This window comes from Shinella sp. SUS2, assembly GCF_001262505.1.
Lineage (GTDB): Bacteria > Pseudomonadota > Alphaproteobacteria > Rhizobiales > Rhizobiaceae > Shinella.
The window spans coordinates 103,812-118,923 of the sequence record NZ_KQ410740.1; the positions used below are offsets into that span (position 1 = coordinate 103,812).

The 15,112-nt window shown below is 64.6% G+C and carries 14 protein-coding genes; 5 read left to right on the forward strand and 9 right to left on the reverse strand.

Translation table 11 applies throughout. The annotated features are described in order from the left end of the window. Nucleotides 1–32 precede the first annotated feature (32 nt). The 3 genes from AKG11_RS25245 (at nucleotide 33) to AKG11_RS25255 (ending at nucleotide 3,002) form a co-directional block, all read left to right on the forward strand. Nucleotides 33–1,016 (forward strand): ABC transporter permease subunit, encoded by a 984-nt coding sequence (locus AKG11_RS25245; RefSeq protein ID WP_050745914.1) that lies wholly within the window; start codon nucleotides 33–35, stop codon nucleotides 1,014–1,016. A gap of 65 nt (nucleotides 1,017–1,081) precedes the next feature. After that, a complete protein-coding gene (locus AKG11_RS25250; protein ID WP_023513128.1) occupies nucleotides 1,082–2,020 on the forward strand; it encodes an ABC transporter substrate-binding protein in 939 nt (312 codons plus the stop codon). An 85-nt stretch (nucleotides 2,021–2,105) separates the two neighbouring features. Beyond that, nucleotides 2,106–3,002 carry a sugar phosphate isomerase/epimerase family protein gene (locus AKG11_RS25255; RefSeq protein ID WP_050745915.1) on the forward strand — a complete coding sequence of 299 codons (897 nt, stop codon included), beginning with the start codon at nucleotides 2,106–2,108 and terminating at the stop codon, nucleotides 3,000–3,002. A gap of 5 nt (nucleotides 3,003–3,007) precedes the next feature. Here the strand turns inward: AKG11_RS25255 and AKG11_RS25260 are convergent, their stop codons facing one another. The 6 genes from AKG11_RS25260 to AKG11_RS25285 all read right to left on the reverse strand — a co-directional run bounded on the left by AKG11_RS25260 (nucleotide 3,008) and on the right by AKG11_RS25285 (nucleotide 9,759). After that, a complete protein-coding gene (locus AKG11_RS25260) occupies nucleotides 3,008–3,865 on the reverse strand; it encodes an ABC transporter permease (RefSeq protein ID WP_050745916.1) in 858 nt (285 codons plus the stop codon). A gap of 2 nt (nucleotides 3,866–3,867) precedes the next feature. Beyond that, the gene (locus AKG11_RS25265) at nucleotides 3,868–4,737 is read right to left on the reverse strand and encodes an ABC transporter permease (RefSeq protein ID WP_050745917.1); all 870 of its coding nucleotides are present in this window, start codon (nucleotides 4,735–4,737) and stop codon (nucleotides 3,868–3,870) included. A 5-nt stretch (nucleotides 4,738–4,742) separates the two neighbouring features. Next, nucleotides 4,743–5,816, reverse strand: a complete 1,074-nt coding sequence (locus tag AKG11_RS25270; RefSeq protein ID WP_050745918.1) for an ABC transporter ATP-binding protein — start codon at nucleotides 5,814–5,816, stop codon at nucleotides 4,743–4,745. Between the two features lie 94 nt (nucleotides 5,817–5,910). After that, nucleotides 5,911–6,984, reverse strand: coding sequence for an extracellular solute-binding protein (locus AKG11_RS25275; RefSeq protein WP_050745959.1), 1,074 nt, complete (start codon nucleotides 6,982–6,984; stop codon nucleotides 5,911–5,913). A 182-nt stretch (nucleotides 6,985–7,166) separates the two neighbouring features. Beyond that, nucleotides 7,167–8,654, reverse strand: a complete 1,488-nt coding sequence (locus AKG11_RS25280) for an aldehyde dehydrogenase family protein (RefSeq protein ID WP_050745919.1) — start codon at nucleotides 8,652–8,654, stop codon at nucleotides 7,167–7,169. A gap of 1 nt (nucleotide 8,655) precedes the next feature. Continuing rightward, nucleotides 8,656–9,759: a mandelate racemase/muconate lactonizing enzyme family protein gene (locus AKG11_RS25285; RefSeq protein ID WP_050745920.1), complete on the reverse strand. Its 1,104-nt coding sequence runs from the start codon at nucleotides 9,757–9,759 to the stop codon at nucleotides 8,656–8,658. A gap of 161 nt (nucleotides 9,760–9,920) precedes the next feature. Here AKG11_RS25285 and AKG11_RS25290 point away from each other — a divergent pair, with 161 nt between their 5' ends. After that, a complete protein-coding gene (locus AKG11_RS25290; protein WP_024270720.1) occupies nucleotides 9,921–11,441 on the forward strand; it encodes a MocR-like pyridoxine biosynthesis transcription factor PdxR in 1,521 nt (506 codons plus the stop codon). Nucleotides 11,442–11,456: 15 nt separating this feature from the next. Here AKG11_RS25290 and AKG11_RS25295 read toward each other — a convergent pair whose 3' ends face one another. Then, nucleotides 11,457–13,073, reverse strand: coding sequence for a GMC family oxidoreductase (locus AKG11_RS25295; RefSeq protein ID WP_050745921.1), 1,617 nt, complete (start codon nucleotides 13,071–13,073; stop codon nucleotides 11,457–11,459). Nucleotides 13,074–13,237: 164 nt separating this feature from the next. On the opposite strand from AKG11_RS25295, the gene AKG11_RS25300 reads away from it, so the two are divergent. Beyond that, nucleotides 13,238–13,429 (forward strand): cupin domain-containing protein, encoded by a 192-nt coding sequence (locus AKG11_RS25300; RefSeq protein ID WP_050745922.1) that lies wholly within the window; start codon nucleotides 13,238–13,240, stop codon nucleotides 13,427–13,429. A gap of 127 nt (nucleotides 13,430–13,556) precedes the next feature. Here AKG11_RS25300 and bioB read toward each other — a convergent pair whose 3' ends face one another. Both bioB and AKG11_RS25310 read right to left on the reverse strand, forming a co-directional pair. Further along, nucleotides 13,557–14,546 carry a biotin synthase BioB gene (gene bioB / locus AKG11_RS25305; RefSeq protein WP_050745923.1) on the reverse strand — a complete coding sequence of 330 codons (990 nt, stop codon included), beginning with the start codon at nucleotides 14,544–14,546 and terminating at the stop codon, nucleotides 13,557–13,559. Beyond that, entirely contained in the window at nucleotides 14,546–15,100 is a 555-nt protein-coding gene (locus AKG11_RS25310) for a biotin transporter BioY (protein ID WP_050745924.1), read from the reverse strand. Before AKG11_RS25310 ends, bioB begins: the two co-directional genes overlap by 1 nt. Nucleotides 15,101–15,112 lie beyond the last annotated feature (12 nt).

The following is a 15,112-nucleotide window of genomic DNA, read 5'->3' on the forward strand; positions in this document are numbered from 1 at the left end:
ACGAGGCGAAACGCAAAGAACGGGACGGAACCATGGCTGCAAGCGAAACCGAAGACGCCCGGATGGACAGGCTGAAACTGCGATCGACCCTCACGGCGCTCGGCATGCTGCCGGTGCTCGTGCTGCTGGCGATCGGCTTTCATCTGCTCTCCGGGCGCTTCCTCTCGGTGGGCAACCTGTCGATCGTCATGCAGCAGGCCTCGATCAACACAGTGCTGGCCGCCGGCATGACCTTCGTCATCCTGACCGGCGGCATCGACCTTTCCGTCGGCTCGATCCTTGCCGCCTCGGCGATGATCGCGGTCATCGTCTCGCTGGTGCCCGACCTCGGCATGCTGGGCATTCCGGCGGCGATCGCTGCGGGCCTTGCCTGCGGCTTCCTCAACGGCGCCATCATCGCCTGGCTGAAACTGCCGCCATTCATCGTGACGCTTGGCTCGCTAACGGCGATCCGCGGCGTCGCGCGCCTGCTCGGCAGCGACACGACCGTCTTCAACCCGGACATGCCCTTCGACTTCATCGGCAACGGAACGCTGTTCGGCGTACCGTGGCTTGCCATTATCGCCATCGCGACCATCATCGCCTCCTGGTTCATCCTCAAGCGCACCGTGCTCGGCACCTGGATCTATGCCGTAGGCGGCAATGCAGAGGCCGCTCGGCTCACCGGCATCAAGGTGCCGCTGGTCCTGCTCTTCGTCTATTCGATGTCGGGTCTGCTCTCCGGCCTCGGCGGGGCCATGTCGGCCGCCCGGCTCTATGCGGCCAACGGCCTGCAGCTCGGCCAAGCCTACGAGCTCGACGCCATCGCGGCGGTCATCCTCGGCGGCACCAGCTTCGTCGGCGGCGTCGGCTCCATCTGGGGCACGCTGATCGGTGCGCTCATTATCGCCGTGCTCTCCAACGGCCTCATCCTCGTCGGGGTTTCCGACATCTGGCAGTACATCATCAAGGGCCTTGTCATCATCGTCGCCGTCGGCCTCGATCGCTACAGGCTCAAGGGCATTAGCCGGACCTGAGCCCGGCTGAACGAACCGGTCGTCACCGGAAACAACGGCGAAAAACGCCACCAAAGGAGGAAAACATGCGTCTTATGCCAAAGTTGCTCGTCGGCACCGCACTGGCCGCCGCGATCGCCATGCCCGCAGCCGCCAAGGACCTCAACAAGATCGGCATCTCGGTCGGCCTGCTCGGCAACCCGTTCTTCGTCGCCACCATCAAGGGCATCGAGGACCGGGCCAAGGAGATCAACCCGAATGTCGAAGTGATCTCCGTTTCGGCCGACTATGACCTCAACAAGCAGGTCTCCCAGGTCGACAGCTTCATCGCCGCCGGCGTCGATATCATCATGCTGAACGCTGTCGATGCGAAGGCCATCGCCCCCGCCGTAAAGAAGGCGCAGGCCGCCGGCGTCGTCGTCGCCGCCTTCGACGTGTCGGCGCCCGGCGCCGACGTCACCGTCATGACCAACAACGTCAAGGCGGGTGAAGAGGCCTGCAACTACATCGCCGACAAGCTCGGCGGCAAGGGCGACGTGGTCATCATCAACGGCCCGGCCTCTTCCTCGATCCTCGAGCGTGTTGAGGGCTGCAAGGGCGCGCTCGGCAAGCATGCCGACATCAAGATCCTGTCCGACGACCAGAACGGCCAGGGCTCGCGTGACGGCGGCCTTGCAGTGATGCAGGGGCTGCTGACCCGCTTCGACAAGATCGACGCCGTCTTCGCCATCAACGACCCGACCGCGATCGGCGCCGAGCTCGCCGCCAAGCAGCTGAACCGCAGCGAATTCTTCTTCACCGCGGTCGACGGCGCGCCCGACATCGAGACCTCGCTTGCCAGCGGCAATTCCATGATCAAGGCCTCCGCCTCGCAGGATCCCTATGTCATGGCTGGCCAGGCGCTGCAGCTCGGCGTTGAGGTGCTGAAGGGCAACAAGCCGGCCGAACCCGTCGTGCTGCTCGACCCGCAGCTCATCACGGCCGACAACATCAAGGACTACAAGGGCTGGACCGCAGCTCGCTAAACACACCTCCCAGAGGCCGGGCGCATTCGCGCAAGCGGTGTGCCCGGCCGCCCCTTGCTTCATTCCTTTCAGAGAGCGGCCCGTTATGTCGAAAATTGGTGTCCATTCCTTCGTCTGGAGCGCTGGCTCTTCGCAGGGCGAGCTTGAGAAAGCGCTCGAGAACACCCATCAGCTCGGCTACAAGCTCATCGAGTTCTCCTATCTGAACCCTCGCCAGGTCGACGTGAAATGGCTGTCCCGCCGGCTTGAGGAACTCGGTCTCGACGTCGCGATCAGCATGGGCCTGCCGCCGGAGGGCGACATTTCGAGCGCCGATCCGGCAATCGTCACCCATGGCGTCGATATCCTCGACCGGGCCGTTGCGCTGGTGCGCGACCTCGGCGGCACGAAACTCGCCGGCATCCTCAGCTCCGCCCACGGCAAGCAGGAGCACAGCCTATCGAGAAAGGGCTGGGACACGAGCGTTGCCGCGCTCTCCAAGGTAGCGGAGCGGGCCAAGGCAGCCGGCGTCACGCTCAATCTCGAAATCGTCAACCGCTTCGAGAGCAACATGCTGAACACCGCCGCACAGGGCATGGCCTACATCCGCGATACCGGCGCCTCGAATGTCCTTCTGCACCTCGACACGTTCCACATGAACATCGAGGAAGCCGATGTGGGCCTTGCCATCCGCCACGCGGCGGACAAGATCGGCTACCTGCATATCGGCGAGAGCCATCGCGGCTATCTCGGCACCGGCACGATCGACTTCACGGCGATCTTCGATGCGCTCACCGCCATCGGCTGGGACGACTCCGTTACCTTCGAATCCTTCTCCACGACGATCGTCGACAAGGACCTTTCGCTGAAGACGGCGATCTGGCGCAATCTGTGGGACGACAATGTCGCCCTCGCCCGCCATGCACACCGCTTCATCGAGCTCGGCCTGGAGACCGCGCGGCTCAAGCAGGCGCTCGTCCAAGAGGCGCATCTGCCCGGTTAGGCGGATCACGCCTTGCCGCGCTGCACCACGACGCTCAGCAGCGCCAGCGCCCCCGACCCCACCATCAGGAAGAACGAGACGGCGTTCAGCACCGGCGTCGAACCGACCTTCACCATGCGGTCGTACATGGTGATGGTCAGCGGCGCATCGGAGCCGACCAGCATCAGCGTCGTGTTGAAATTCTCGAAGGAGACGAGGAAGGCGACGACGAAGGCGGAGAACAGCGCGGGCATCAGATAGGGCAGCGTCACCGTCATCAGCACGCGCAGCCGCGTCGCGCCGAGATTGAGCGCGGCTTCCTCCAGCGAGATGTCGAATTTTCGAAGGCGCGCGGCGATGACCAGCGAGGTGATGGTCGTCAGGAACGAGAACTGGCCGAGGATGACGAGGAACAGGCCGGGGCGCAGAAAATCCCACTCGATGCCAAAGGTTTCTTCGAGGCCGTTGGCGATCATGCTGGCGAAGACGAGGATCGAGATGCCGAGGATGACGCCGGGAATGACCAGGGGCACGATCATCAGGATGTAGAAGAAATTCTTGGCCGGAAACTGCTTTCTCTCGAAGAGGAAGGCGTTGCAGGTGCCGGCGGCGACGGCGAGCGCGGAGACGATCACGCCGATATAGAGCGAGTTTTCGAGACCGCGCAAAAGGCGCCGGTCGTGGAAAATGCCGATCTTCGGCTCGGTGCTGCTGAAGAACCAGTCGAGCGTGAAACCGTTCCAGGGCAATGCTGGGAACATAGAATCGTTGAAGGCGAACATGCCGGCGGCAAAGAGCGGCGCGGCGAGGTAGGCGAGGAACGCCAGCATGTAGCCGCGATAGAGCCATTGCAGCAGGGGCGATTGCGGGGCCGCGACGTTCATGGTCAGTCCTTTGCGACGGTGGAGGCGAGGCTCTGGCCCGTCAGCCGCAGGCCGAACCAGACGACGAACGAGGTGAAGACGAGCAGCAGCACGCCGAAGGTCGCGCCGGATTCCCAGTTGTAGCGCGTCACGAACTGTTCGTAGATCTGCTCGGTGAACCACATGCTGTTCTTGCCGCCGAGCAGGATGGGCGTGAGATAGCTGCCCGCCGTCAGCATGAAGACGATGATGCAGCCGGCGACGATGCCCGGCATGGCATAGGGCACGACGATGCGGCGGAAGACGGTGAAGCGGCTGCCGCCGAGATTGTAGCCCGCCTCGATCAGCGAATTGTCCATGCCGTCGAGCGTCGAGACGAGCGGCACGATCATGAAGAGCACGACCGTATACACGAGGCCCATGACGACGGTGGCGTCGTTGTAGAGCAGTTCCACCGGGCCGCTGACGAGGCCGATCTTCTGCAGGAAGCTGGAGACAAGGCCGGTCTCGCGCAGGATGACGATCCAGCCGAAGGCGCGCACGAGGTCGCTCACCCAAAGCGGGATGAGGCACATCAGGAAGAGTGCGGCGCGCGAGCGGCGCTGGGCGATTTTTGCGATGTAATAGGCGACGGGAAAACCGACGGCGAGCGCCATGGCGGTGACGAGGATCGACATCCAGGCCGTGCGCAGCAGCGTGTTCCAGTAGATCGGCTCCGAGAGGAAGGCGATGTAGTTCGCAAAGCCGAACGTGTATTCGCCAGGCCCCACCTTTTCACGCAGCGAGATATAGCCGATGCCGAGCTGCGGCAGGATGATCAAAAGCGCGATCCACAGCGCGAAGGGGGCAAAGAGCAGGATGAAGGAGAGTTTTCCGATGTCCGTGCGTGCCATTGCTCTCACCTCGCAACGGAAAAGGCGCGGCCGTGGTTCTGGCTCCAGCCGATCCCGACCGTTTCGCCCGGCGCGACCTTGACCGAGCCGTCCATCACCGCCTGGCCGACCTCGACCAGATGGCCGTTCGCCATGCGCACGAGGATGCGGCTGCTTGCACCGTTGAAGAGCAGGCTTTCGACGGTGCCTTGAAGCGTGTTCTCGCTGCCCGCGCCGATCGAAATCACCTCCGGGCGCACGAAAAGCTCGACCGGGCTTCCGGCCGCAATGCGCGCGTCACCGGCAAAGGCGATCGCCTCGCCGCCACCGTCGATCGCCACGCGCACCTTGCCGTCGGCGAGCGAAAGCGCGCGGCCGGGCCAGCGGTTGCTGTCGCCGACAAAGCCCGCAACGAAGCCGCTCTTCGGGTTGTTGTAGAGTTCCTGCGGCGCACCGATCTGCTCGAACTGGCCGGCGTTCATGACGGCGACGTTGTCGGACATCAAAAGCGCTTCCGACTGGTCGTGGGTGATGTAGAGGAAGGTCGTCTCGAACTGGTGCTGGAGCTGTTTCAGCTCTATCTTCATGCGCTCGCGCAGTTTCAGGTCGAGCGCGCCGAGCGGTTCGTCGAGCAGCAGCACATCCGGCTCCAGCACCATGCAGCGGGCAATCGCGATGCGCTGCTTCTGGCCGCCGGAGAGCTGGGAGACCTGCTTTTCCGCCGTGCCGGGCAGACCGACGCGATCGAGCACCGCCGCCACCTTGCGGGTAATATCGGCCTTGTTCTCGCCGCGGCAGCGCAGGCCGTAGGCGATGTTCTCGCCGACATTCATCATCGGGAAGAGCGCGAGATGCTGGAACACCATCTTGACGGGCCGCTTGTTCGGCGGCGTCGAAAGCACGGACTGCCCCTTGATGCGGATATCGCCGCTCGTCGGCGTCTCGAAGCCGGCGATCATGCGCATCAGCGTGGTCTTGCCGCAGCCCGACGGGCCGAGGATCGAGAAGAAGGATCCGCGCGGGACGTTGAAGGACACGCTGTTGACGGCGGTATAGGCGCCGAAGCGCTTCACCAGGCTTTCGCATTGAAGATCGTGCATGGAGGGCTCGTTGCTCGCCGCGCGCGTGCGCGGGCATCTGGAAAGCAGCCGGCCAAGGACATCCCCGGCCGGCCAGACTTGCCTTGGGAGGCGATCAGTTGGACGTCGCGGCCTTGATGCGCTCCAGCGCCTTGCCTTCCATGTCCTCGAGCCCCGCCGGGATATTGGCGAAGAACTTGAGGTTGGCGAGGTCCTTCTCGTCGAAGGCGGCGTTGACGGCGGCCTTCTTGTCGTCGGGCAGGAGATCGATGCCGTTGCTGACGGCGGCGATGGCGCCCGTTGAATCCGACATCAGCTTGACGATCTCGGGCTTCATGACGAAGTTGATCCACTTGTAGGCGGCATCGTCAGCCTCGCCCTTGCGCGGGATGACGAAGGTGTCGATCCAGGCGAGCGCGCCGGTTTCCGGCGGCACGTAGACGAGGTTCTTGTTCTGGCCGAAGAGCTTGAAGGCCGTGGAATCCCAGGCTTCCGAGACGACGACTTCGCCCGAGAGAAGCAGCGTCGACAGGTCGTCGCCGCCGTTCCAGTAAGTCTTGACGTTGTCCTTGCAGGCGATCAGCTTTTCCGTCACCTCGTCGAGCATCGTCTGGTAGGCGGCCTTGTCGGCATAGAGCGCGAACGGATCCTTGCCGAGCGAGAAGGCCGTGCCAAGCAGGATCGTGCGGCGTAGGCGCATCGAGGTGCGGCCCTTGTATTCGGGATTGCAGAGGTCGCCCCAGCCCTTGACACCAGGCGCCTTGGAAACGTCCGCAACGATGCCGGACGTGCCCCACTGGTGCGGCACGGCATAGAGCTGGCCGTCGATGGTGGCATTGGCCTTCACGCCTTCAAGAAGGTTGGGCGCAAGGTTTGCCGTCTCGATCTTCGAGAGGTCGAGCGGCTTGTAGATGTTGTACTCCTGCTGGGCCGCGAAGATGCGGTCATGGCTCGGCTGGGCAAGGTCGTAACCGGCGCCGCCGGTCGCCCGGAGCTTTGCGATCATCTCCTCGTTGTTGGAGAGCGTCACCTCGACCGTGATGTCGGGGTTCGCCTCCTCGAAGAGCTTGATGACGTTGTCGGGTGCATAACCGCCCCAGGTGAGCAGGCGCAGGGTTTCGGCCTGTGCGGTGCCTGCCATGAACAGGGCGAGCGCCGTCGTCGCGGCGAGCGCGAATGTCGATTTCATGCTGTTCTCCTCTTCCGTTTGGCTGTTGAAAATCGCCTTTTTCCGGCGTTCTTTTCTGCTGAGGGCCATCTCACTCCCGGCGATGACGCTCTCATTCCCGATTTCGAGCCGCTGGCATCAAAGGACGAGATTGGCTTGCCCGAAAGGTCCATTATCTCCTTGCCGTAAGACCATTATGACGCTCAGCTTATCTTCGCCGTCAGGCTTTTCGTGCGCGTGTAGCTGCGCAACGCGGCAAAGCCCTTCTCTCGGCCGAAACCGGAGAGTTTGTTGCCGCCGAAGGGCACCTCGATGCCGCCGGCGAAATATTCGTTGATGTAGACCTGGCCAGCGTCGATATCGCGCGCCATGCGGTGGGCGCGGCCGAAATCGCGTGTGTAGATGCCAGCGACGAGGCCGAAATCCGTGCCGTTCGCTACAGCGACAGCTTCCTCCTCGCTTTCAACCACCTGTACCGAGAGCACCGGTCCGAAAATCTCTTCCTGGATGACGGGATCGTCCGACTGCACCGCATCGAGGATCGTCGGTTTGAAGAACCAGCCGGAGCCGCTTTCCGGGTCCGTCGTCCGCTCGCCGCCGGCGGCGATGGTGACGCCGCGGTCGCGCGCGCCCTCGACATAGCCGGCAACCTTGTCGAGATGGGCAAGCGAGCTGAGTGCTCCGACCTGCGGGCGGCGAAGGCCATGGCCGAGCTTGAGACCGGTCGCGCGCCTGGCGAGGCGTTCGACGAGTTCCGCATGCACCCCGCGCTCGACGACGAGGCGCGAACCCGCCGAGCAGATCTGCCCAGCATTCTCGTAGATCGCGCCGAGCACGCCTTCCACGGCAGCGTCCATGTCCGCATCGGCCATGACGATGACCGGCGACTTGCCACCGAGTTCGAGCACGACGCTCGTGACGTTCGCGGCGGCCGACTGCATCACGCGGATGCCCGTCGGCACGGAGCCGGTGAAGGTGACGTGGCGCACATCCGGATGCGACACCAGCGGCCCGCCGGCCTCCGCACCGGTGCCGGTAACGACGTTGCAGACACCGGCCGGAAGCCCGGCGCGGGAGAGAATATCGGCGAGCATCAGCGCCGTCAGCGGCGTCTGTTCGGCCGGCTTGGCGACGACAGTGCAGCCGGCGGCGAGCGCCGGGGCGATGCTGCGGGCGGCCGTCGAGAGCGGGTAGTTCCAGGGGATGATATGGCCGGTGACGCCGACCGGCTCCTCGATGGAATAGCCGATATAGTCGGTGCCGAGCGGAAAGGTGTCGCCCTGGATCTTGTCGGCCGCGCCGGCATAATATTCGAAGCAGCGCGCCGCACCCGAGACGTCGCCTTCCGCCTCCTGCAGCGCCTTGCCGCTGTCGAGGCTTTCCACCACGGCAAGCCGCGCGGCCTCCGCCCGGATGAGTTCGGCAGCGCGCAGCAGGATCGCGCCGCGGGCGCTCGCCTTGGTGCGGCCCCAGGCGCGCTGGGCGCGGCGGGCGGCGGCGACGGCGCGGTCCACGTCGCTGCCGTCACCGGCGGCGAAGGCATGGTAGGCGCGGGCGGAGCCGGGATCGAACGTCTCCATCGTGCGCCCGCCGGAGGCGGCGACGAAGGCGCCGTCGATGAAATGGCCTTTGGGCAGGCCGGCAAGCGTGCCGTTCGCAAAATATTCGCCGACGAGGGTGTTCGTGCTCATCTCAATTCGCCTCGCTCATCTGGTAGCCGGCGCGCGCCAGCCACTCCGGATCGATTTCGACGCCCCAGCCGGGCTCTTCCGTCACCGTCGCCTTGCCGTCGACGATGGCATAGGGCGATTTGCGGAAGAGGCCGTCCTGCCAGGGGTAATAGTCTTCGCCCTCGATGGAGAATTCGAGATATTTGCCGGCATTCGGGATGGCGCGCAGCAGGTGCATAGTGAAGAGCGTCACCATGGAAAGGTTGGCGGCGTGCGGCGTCACCGGAATTCCGGCGGCCTCGGCCATGCGCACCACGCGCAGCGTCCGGCTGATGCCGCCGAGATAGCAGATATCCGGCTGCACGATGTCGACGGCGCGCATCTCGATCATGCGGCGCCAGGTCGGCAGGTCGCAATCCTGCTCGCCGCCGGTGACGTCGATGTCGAGCGCCTCGCTGACCTGCCTGGTCTGTTCGAGCTCCCAATAGGGGCAGGGCTCCTCGTAATGCACGAGGCCGTTGTCCTGCATGATCCTGCCGACCTCGATGGCACGGGCGGGCGAATAGCAGGAATTGGCGTCGGCGAGCAGATCGGCTCCTTCGCCGACGGCCTTGGCGATCGTCGGGATGATCTCCTCCGTCCGGCCCGGCCATTCGTCTTCGTTGCGGCCGCACTCTGCGCCGACGCGGAACTTGAAGGCGTCAAAACCGTATTCGCCGCGCAGGCGCTTGAAGCGTTCGGCCTCGTCGGCCGGCGTGATGTCGCGCTTCATCGAGGAAGCGTAGGCGCGCAGCGGGCCGGCCGACCCGCCGAGCAGTGCCGCGACCGGCTTGCCAGCCTTTTTGCCGCGCAGGTCCCAGATCGCCGTGTCGAGACCGCACATGGCGCGGCAGAGATAGGAACCCGGAAACTTGTGCTCACGCTCGAAAATGCGGTCGAGATGATCGTCGAGATCGACGATCTCGGTGCCGAGCGAATAGGGCGCGACCTGGCGGTGCAGCACCTCTGACGTGATGTCGGCATTGTAGGTCGAGACCTGGCCCCAGCCGGTCGCGCCGGTCTCGTCGGTGATGCGGACAAAGCCGACATAGCGGTTTGAGAAGGTCTCGATGCGTTTGATCTTCATGGCGGTCCGGTCTGCTGTTGGGCGAAAGCGTCTTGCAAGCGATGGGCTCTTGACGCCGCGAACTGGTCCGACAATCATCGGAAAAACTTCGGGCGAGAAGGTCCACTTTGCTTTTCGTAGCGGACCATTATTGCGGTGACACGACAGACCGGGAGGGCGAGATGGTAAAATATCCGGGCGGCGCGCTGCTGCCCACGCTGCAATTCGACCGCACCTCCCGAACGCCGATCAGTGCCCAGCTCTGCACGGCACTACGCGAGATGATTCTCTCGGGCGAACTCCAGCCCGGCGAACGCCTGCCCTCCAGCCGCACGCTGGCGAAAGATCACGGCGTTTCCCGCACCACGGCGATCAGCGTCTACGAACAGCTTGCTGCGGAAGGGCTGATCCGGTCGAGCATCGGTGCCGGGGCCTATGTCGCCGAAACGTTGCGCGACGGCCGGCCCGCCGCCACCGCGGCAAGCCCGGCCGGAGACGAGATCCGCAGCCCGCCGCGCCTCGCGCAGCTCAGCGCGGACGCCTCCGAACACTACTTTCCCCGCCTCGCGCACCCTGAAAACCCACGGCCCTTCATCACCGGCATTCCGGCCTTCGACGAGTTCCCGATGGCGCTCTGGGCGAGCATGGTGGCACGTTACTGGCGCCAGCCGCGCAACCTCCTGCTCGGCTACCCACCGGCCGAAGGGCTGATGGAATTGCGCCGGGCCGTCGCGATGCATCTGCGCGCCAACCGCGGCATCACCTGCGAACCCGAACAGGTTTTCATCTTCAACGGCGCGCAGGACGCCTTCAACCGCATCGGTAATACCCTGCTCGATCCCGGCGATACGGTCTGGATCGAGAATCCCGGCGCGATCGGCGCGCGCAACAGCCTGATTTCCTCGGGTGCGCGGCTGGTGCCGCTCAGCATCGACGAGGAGGGCATCAATGTCGCCGAGGGGCTGGAGGTCGCGCCGGATTTCCGCCTCGCCTTCGTGACGCCCGCCCACCAGCACCCGCTCGGCGTGACGATGAGCCTGCAACGCCGCTTCGAATTGTTGCGCGCGGCCGAAAGGGCAGGTGCCTGGATCATCGAGGACGACTATGTCGGCGAGTTCCACTATGCCGGCCATCCGCCGCCGACGCTGAAGAGCGTCGATACGTCGGGCCGCGTCATCTATGTCGGCAGCTTTTCGAAAACGCTGTTCGCAGCCCTCCGCCTCGGCTACGTCGTCGCGCCGCCCGGTCTGGTCGATGTCTTTTGCCGCATCGCCGGAGCGACATTGCAAGGCTCGGCCGCCAGCCTGCAATCCGTCGTCGCAAGCTTTATCGAGTGTGGCCATTTCGCCAGCCATATCAGGCGCATGCGGCGGGTTTATGCCGAACGGCTCCAGGCTCTGCTCGACGGTGCGGCGACGCATATGCAGGGTGTTCTGGAAGTCGCGCCCACCGAAACCGGCTTTCACACCGTCGGGCGTCTTGCCGAGGATTTCGATGAACGCGCCGTCGCGCGCCGGGCGGCCGAGCGCAACATCCTCGTCTCGCCGATCGGCCGCTTCGCCATCACGCCCGTCCGCCAGCGCGGCCTCATCCTCGGCTTCAGCTCCGCCCCGCCGCGCATGATCGCAAGCGCGGCGGAAACGCTCGGCGCGGTCTTGAAGGACATGCGCAAGGCAGATGGCCCGAACCGTATCAGTGCGTGAGACGCGCCTGGCGGCTCAGCACGCGTCGGCGAGGATAAGGTCAGACCCTTTTTCGCCCACCATGATGGTCGGTGCATTGAGGTTTCCCGAGGTGATGCGCGGGAACACCGAGGCGTCGACGATACGCAGCGCCTCCAGGCCATGGACGCGCAGGCGCGGATCGACAACGGACGTCGGCGCATCCGGCCCCATGGCGCAGGTGCCGCAAGGATGGAACACCGAACCGGAGCGCGCGCGGATGTCGGCAATCAGGCCCCCATCATCCAGGATCCCGGCACCCGGGCGGATCTCCTGTTCGATGATCTCCCGCATCGGGCCGGTCCGTGAAAGGCGCCGCAGGAAATGCGCGGCCTCCAGCAGCTCCTGCACATCCTCTTCCGTCGAAAGATAGTTCGGCTGGATTTCCGGCGCGGCGAAGGGGTCAGCGGAACGGATGGCGAGTTGGCCACGACTTGTCGGGTGGCAGTTCGACACGCCGACGAGGAAGCCGGGGAAAGGATCGGGGCTCATCAATGCGCGCCGACCGGGAATGGCACGGGTATAGCTGACGGGCGAGAAATAGAGCTGCATGTTGGGGCGCGCGCGCTCCGGGCTTGTGCGAAAGAACCCGCCGCCCTGGTTCACGCTGAGCGAGAGCGGGCCGCTGCGCGTCAGCACGTAGCGCAGCCCCACCCGCAGCCGTCCCCACCACGGCCGCAGCACATCGTTGAGCGTCGGCTGCCGGCTCCTGTAGAGATGGTCGAAGCCGATATGGTCTTGCAGGTTCCGCCCCACGGCGGGCGCCGCGTGAACGACATCGATGCCGTGACGCTTCAAGAGGGCCGGCTCGCCGACGCCGGAAAGCTGGAGCAGCTGAGGCGTGTTGACCGCACCGGCCGACAGGATGACCTCGCGCCGCGCGCGAACCTGCCGAACCACCCCACCCTGCCGGTATTCCACACCGACCGCCCGCTTTCCCTCAAAAAGCACACGGGTCGCATGCGCAGCCTTGATCACCCGCAGGTTCGACCGCCTGCGGGCGGGAGCGAGATAAGCCGTCGCCGTCGAGCAGCGAAAACCGTCACGCGTCGTGATCTGGTAGATGCCGACGCCCTCCTGGGTCGCGCCGTTGAAATCCAAATTGCGCGACAGGCCGGCCTCGACGCCGCCGGCAAGATAGTTCCGGCAGAGCGGATGCACGACCCCCTCTATGTTGGTAACGGTCAGCGGCCCGTCCTTGCCGCGCCACGTGTCGGCACCCGCAAGATTGTCCTCCATGCGCCGGAAGAGTGGCAGGACATCCGCATAGCCCCATCCCGGATTGCCAAGCGCGCGCCAGCCGTCGAAATCTTCGGCCTGCCCGCGGATGAACACCATCGCGTTGATCGAGCTGGACCCGCCGATGACCTTGCCCCGCGGCCAGTAGGACTGGCGGCCGTCGAAACCGGGCACCGGCTCCGTCAGATACTTCCAGTTCAGCGTCTTGTGATAGAAGGCCTTGCCGTAGCCGATCGGCATGCGCACCCAGAAATTCAGATCGCTGCCGCCAGCCTCCAGCAGTGCCACGCGATAGCGCCCACCGTCGGAAAGGCGGTTCGCCAGCACGCAGCCCGCCGAGCCCGCACCGACGATCACATAATCGAACTCATCCATCTGCCGCTTCACTCCCGGACCCTTCAAGGCTCCCCGTGCCTTGAAACCCCTTCCTATCGTGAACCGGATTGCAGGGCAGTGTCCATTTCGATCCGATTGACATACCAGTCCGCACCCCCGGCCCGGCCAGATCGAAGATCAGCACGCGAACGGCAAATGGATGGATGCAGGCCAAAGGGTCCCATGCCGGCGAGACCGAAGAATTCGCCATCGTCGTTTCCGGCCTTTTCGAACTGGTCATGGAAGGCATGACGCGCGCCTGCAATCCCGGTGACCACCTTGTCGTGGAAGCCGGCGTCGAGCACGCCATCCGCGTCATCGAACCGGGTCGGCTCGTGCTGATCGGCAGGACGTAAAACCTCATAACCCAGACGCGGACAGGTTTCTGAAACGCTCACGCAACCAGTCGCGGGCAAGCCCTTTTCATGGGCAAGGCGCTCGCCGGAACGGCGTGCACCTTGCCCCGAAGCTGGTTAGGCAAGTTTATTCTCCCGCGAGCAGAGAAGCGGGCCTCACGGCCGGGGCCACATGCATGCCCAGCCGCGCCAGCAGATCCCGATCCTTCCAGGCCGCCGGATTACCGGTTGTCAGCAGCTGATCGCCGACGAAAATGGAGTTCGCCCCCGCGAGGAAGCACAATGCCTGCAATTCGTCGCTCATTCCTGTGCGGCCGGCCGACAGGCGGACCACCGAAGCTGGCATAAGCACGCGCGCCAAGGCCACGAGGCGGACAAGTGCAAACGGGTCGACCGGCCTTGCCGTGCGCTGCACCGGCACGCCCTCGATCTCATTCCACAGGTTGATCGGCACGCTATCGGGGTGGGCCGGCAGGGTGGCCAGTGTAACCAGCATGGCGATGCGATCTTCTTCCGTCTCGCCCATGCCGAGGATCCCGCCACAACAGACCTTGATCCCGCCCTTCCGGACATGCTCGACGGTCTCCAGACGGTCTTCCATCGTCCGTGTCGTGGCGATCTGCCGGTAATAGTCCGGCGACGTGTCGATGTTGTGGTTGTAGAAATCCAGCCCCGCCACCTTCAGGCGTGTAACCTGCTCGGGACTGAGCATCCCGAGCGTCATGCAGGTCTCCAGCCCCAGTTTCGAGACGCCACGCACCATGTCGCAGAGCTTGTCCATGTCGCGGTCCTTGGGGCTGCGCCAGGCCGCACCCATGCAGAAGCGTTGTGCACCGGCGGCCTTGGCGCGCCCGGCGGCCGCCAGGACCGCATCCACGTCCATCAGCTTCGTTGCCTTCACGCCGGTCTGGTGGTGGGCGGATTGCGAGCAGTAGCCGCAATCCTCAGGGCAGCCACCGGTCTTGATGCTGAGCAGACTGGCCGTCTCGATCGCCGTTGAATCGAAATACAGTCGGTGGAGACCCTGTGCCCGGTACAGCAGATCCGGAAGCGGCAGCGCGTGGATCGTTCGTGCCTCCTCCACGGTCCAGTTGGACCTGACCTTGGAGCAGCTCATCACATCCGCCCCTTCAGCCGGCTCAGGCCCGTCACGCACGCTGTTGCCAACGCACTCTTGATCAGGTCTCCAAGGATGAAGGGCGCAAAACCGGCCGCGATCAATCCGGATGCTGGCACGAAGATCGCCAGCCAGAGAAGACCGGCAACATAGACCACGGAAAGGCCCGCGAGCATTGCCAGAGCCTGTCCCATCCAGCCCCGTCCCTGTGCCAATCGCCCGATCACCACGGTCGAAGCCAGATAGCCGACCAGGTAGCCACCGGTTGGACCAGCCATATAGGCCAATCCGATCCCACGTTCCGGCGAGCCCGAAAAGACGGGCAGGCCCGTCGCCCCAGCGGCCAGATAGGTGGCCATGGCCAGGAAGCCGAGCCTTGGGCCGAGGGCCGCGGCCAGGAAGAACACTGCAAGGGTATGCAGCGTCATCGGGACAGGCCAAAATGGGAACTGTATCTTGGCGCCGAGTGTGATGATCGCCGCACCGCAAAGGGCGATTGCCGCCTCGCGCCAAAGCGATACCGAGCGTTCTAACGAGGGGTTGAACAATGCCATCGAGGCGTCCTC

Excerpts from the sequence above, each read along its gene's own strand:
- AKG11_RS25245 (WP_050745914.1), top strand. The coding sequence starts at position 33 with ATGGCTGCAAGCGAAACCGAAGACGCCCGGATGGACAGGCTGAAACTG.
- AKG11_RS25250 (WP_023513128.1), top strand. The coding sequence starts at position 1,082 with ATGCGTCTTATGCCAAAGTTGCTCGTCGGCACCGCACTGGCCGCCGCG.
- AKG11_RS25255 (WP_050745915.1), top strand. The coding sequence starts at position 2,106 with ATGTCGAAAATTGGTGTCCATTCCTTCGTCTGGAGCGCTGGCTCTTCG.
- AKG11_RS25260 (WP_050745916.1), bottom strand. The coding sequence starts at position 3,865 with ATGAACGTCGCGGCCCCGCAATCGCCCCTGCTGCAATGGCTCTATCGC.
- AKG11_RS25265 (WP_050745917.1), bottom strand. The coding sequence starts at position 4,737 with ATGGCACGCACGGACATCGGAAAACTCTCCTTCATCCTGCTCTTTGCC.
- AKG11_RS25270 (WP_050745918.1), bottom strand. The coding sequence starts at position 5,816 with ATGCACGATCTTCAATGCGAAAGCCTGGTGAAGCGCTTCGGCGCCTAT.
- AKG11_RS25275 (WP_050745959.1), bottom strand. The coding sequence starts at position 6,984 with ATGAAATCGACATTCGCGCTCGCCGCGACGACGGCGCTCGCCCTGTTC.
- AKG11_RS25280 (WP_050745919.1), bottom strand. The coding sequence starts at position 8,654 with ATGAGCACGAACACCCTCGTCGGCGAATATTTTGCGAACGGCACGCTT.
- AKG11_RS25285 (WP_050745920.1), bottom strand. The coding sequence starts at position 9,759 with ATGAAGATCAAACGCATCGAGACCTTCTCAAACCGCTATGTCGGCTTT.
- AKG11_RS25290 (WP_024270720.1), top strand. The coding sequence starts at position 9,921 with ATGGTAAAATATCCGGGCGGCGCGCTGCTGCCCACGCTGCAATTCGAC.
- AKG11_RS25295 (WP_050745921.1), bottom strand. The coding sequence starts at position 13,073 with ATGGATGAGTTCGATTATGTGATCGTCGGTGCGGGCTCGGCGGGCTGC.
- AKG11_RS25300 (WP_050745922.1), top strand. The coding sequence starts at position 13,238 with ATGCAGGCCAAAGGGTCCCATGCCGGCGAGACCGAAGAATTCGCCATC.
- bioB (WP_050745923.1), bottom strand. The coding sequence starts at position 14,546 with ATGAGCTGCTCCAAGGTCAGGTCCAACTGGACCGTGGAGGAGGCACGA.
- AKG11_RS25310 (WP_050745924.1), bottom strand. The coding sequence starts at position 15,100 with ATGGCATTGTTCAACCCCTCGTTAGAACGCTCGGTATCGCTTTGGCGC.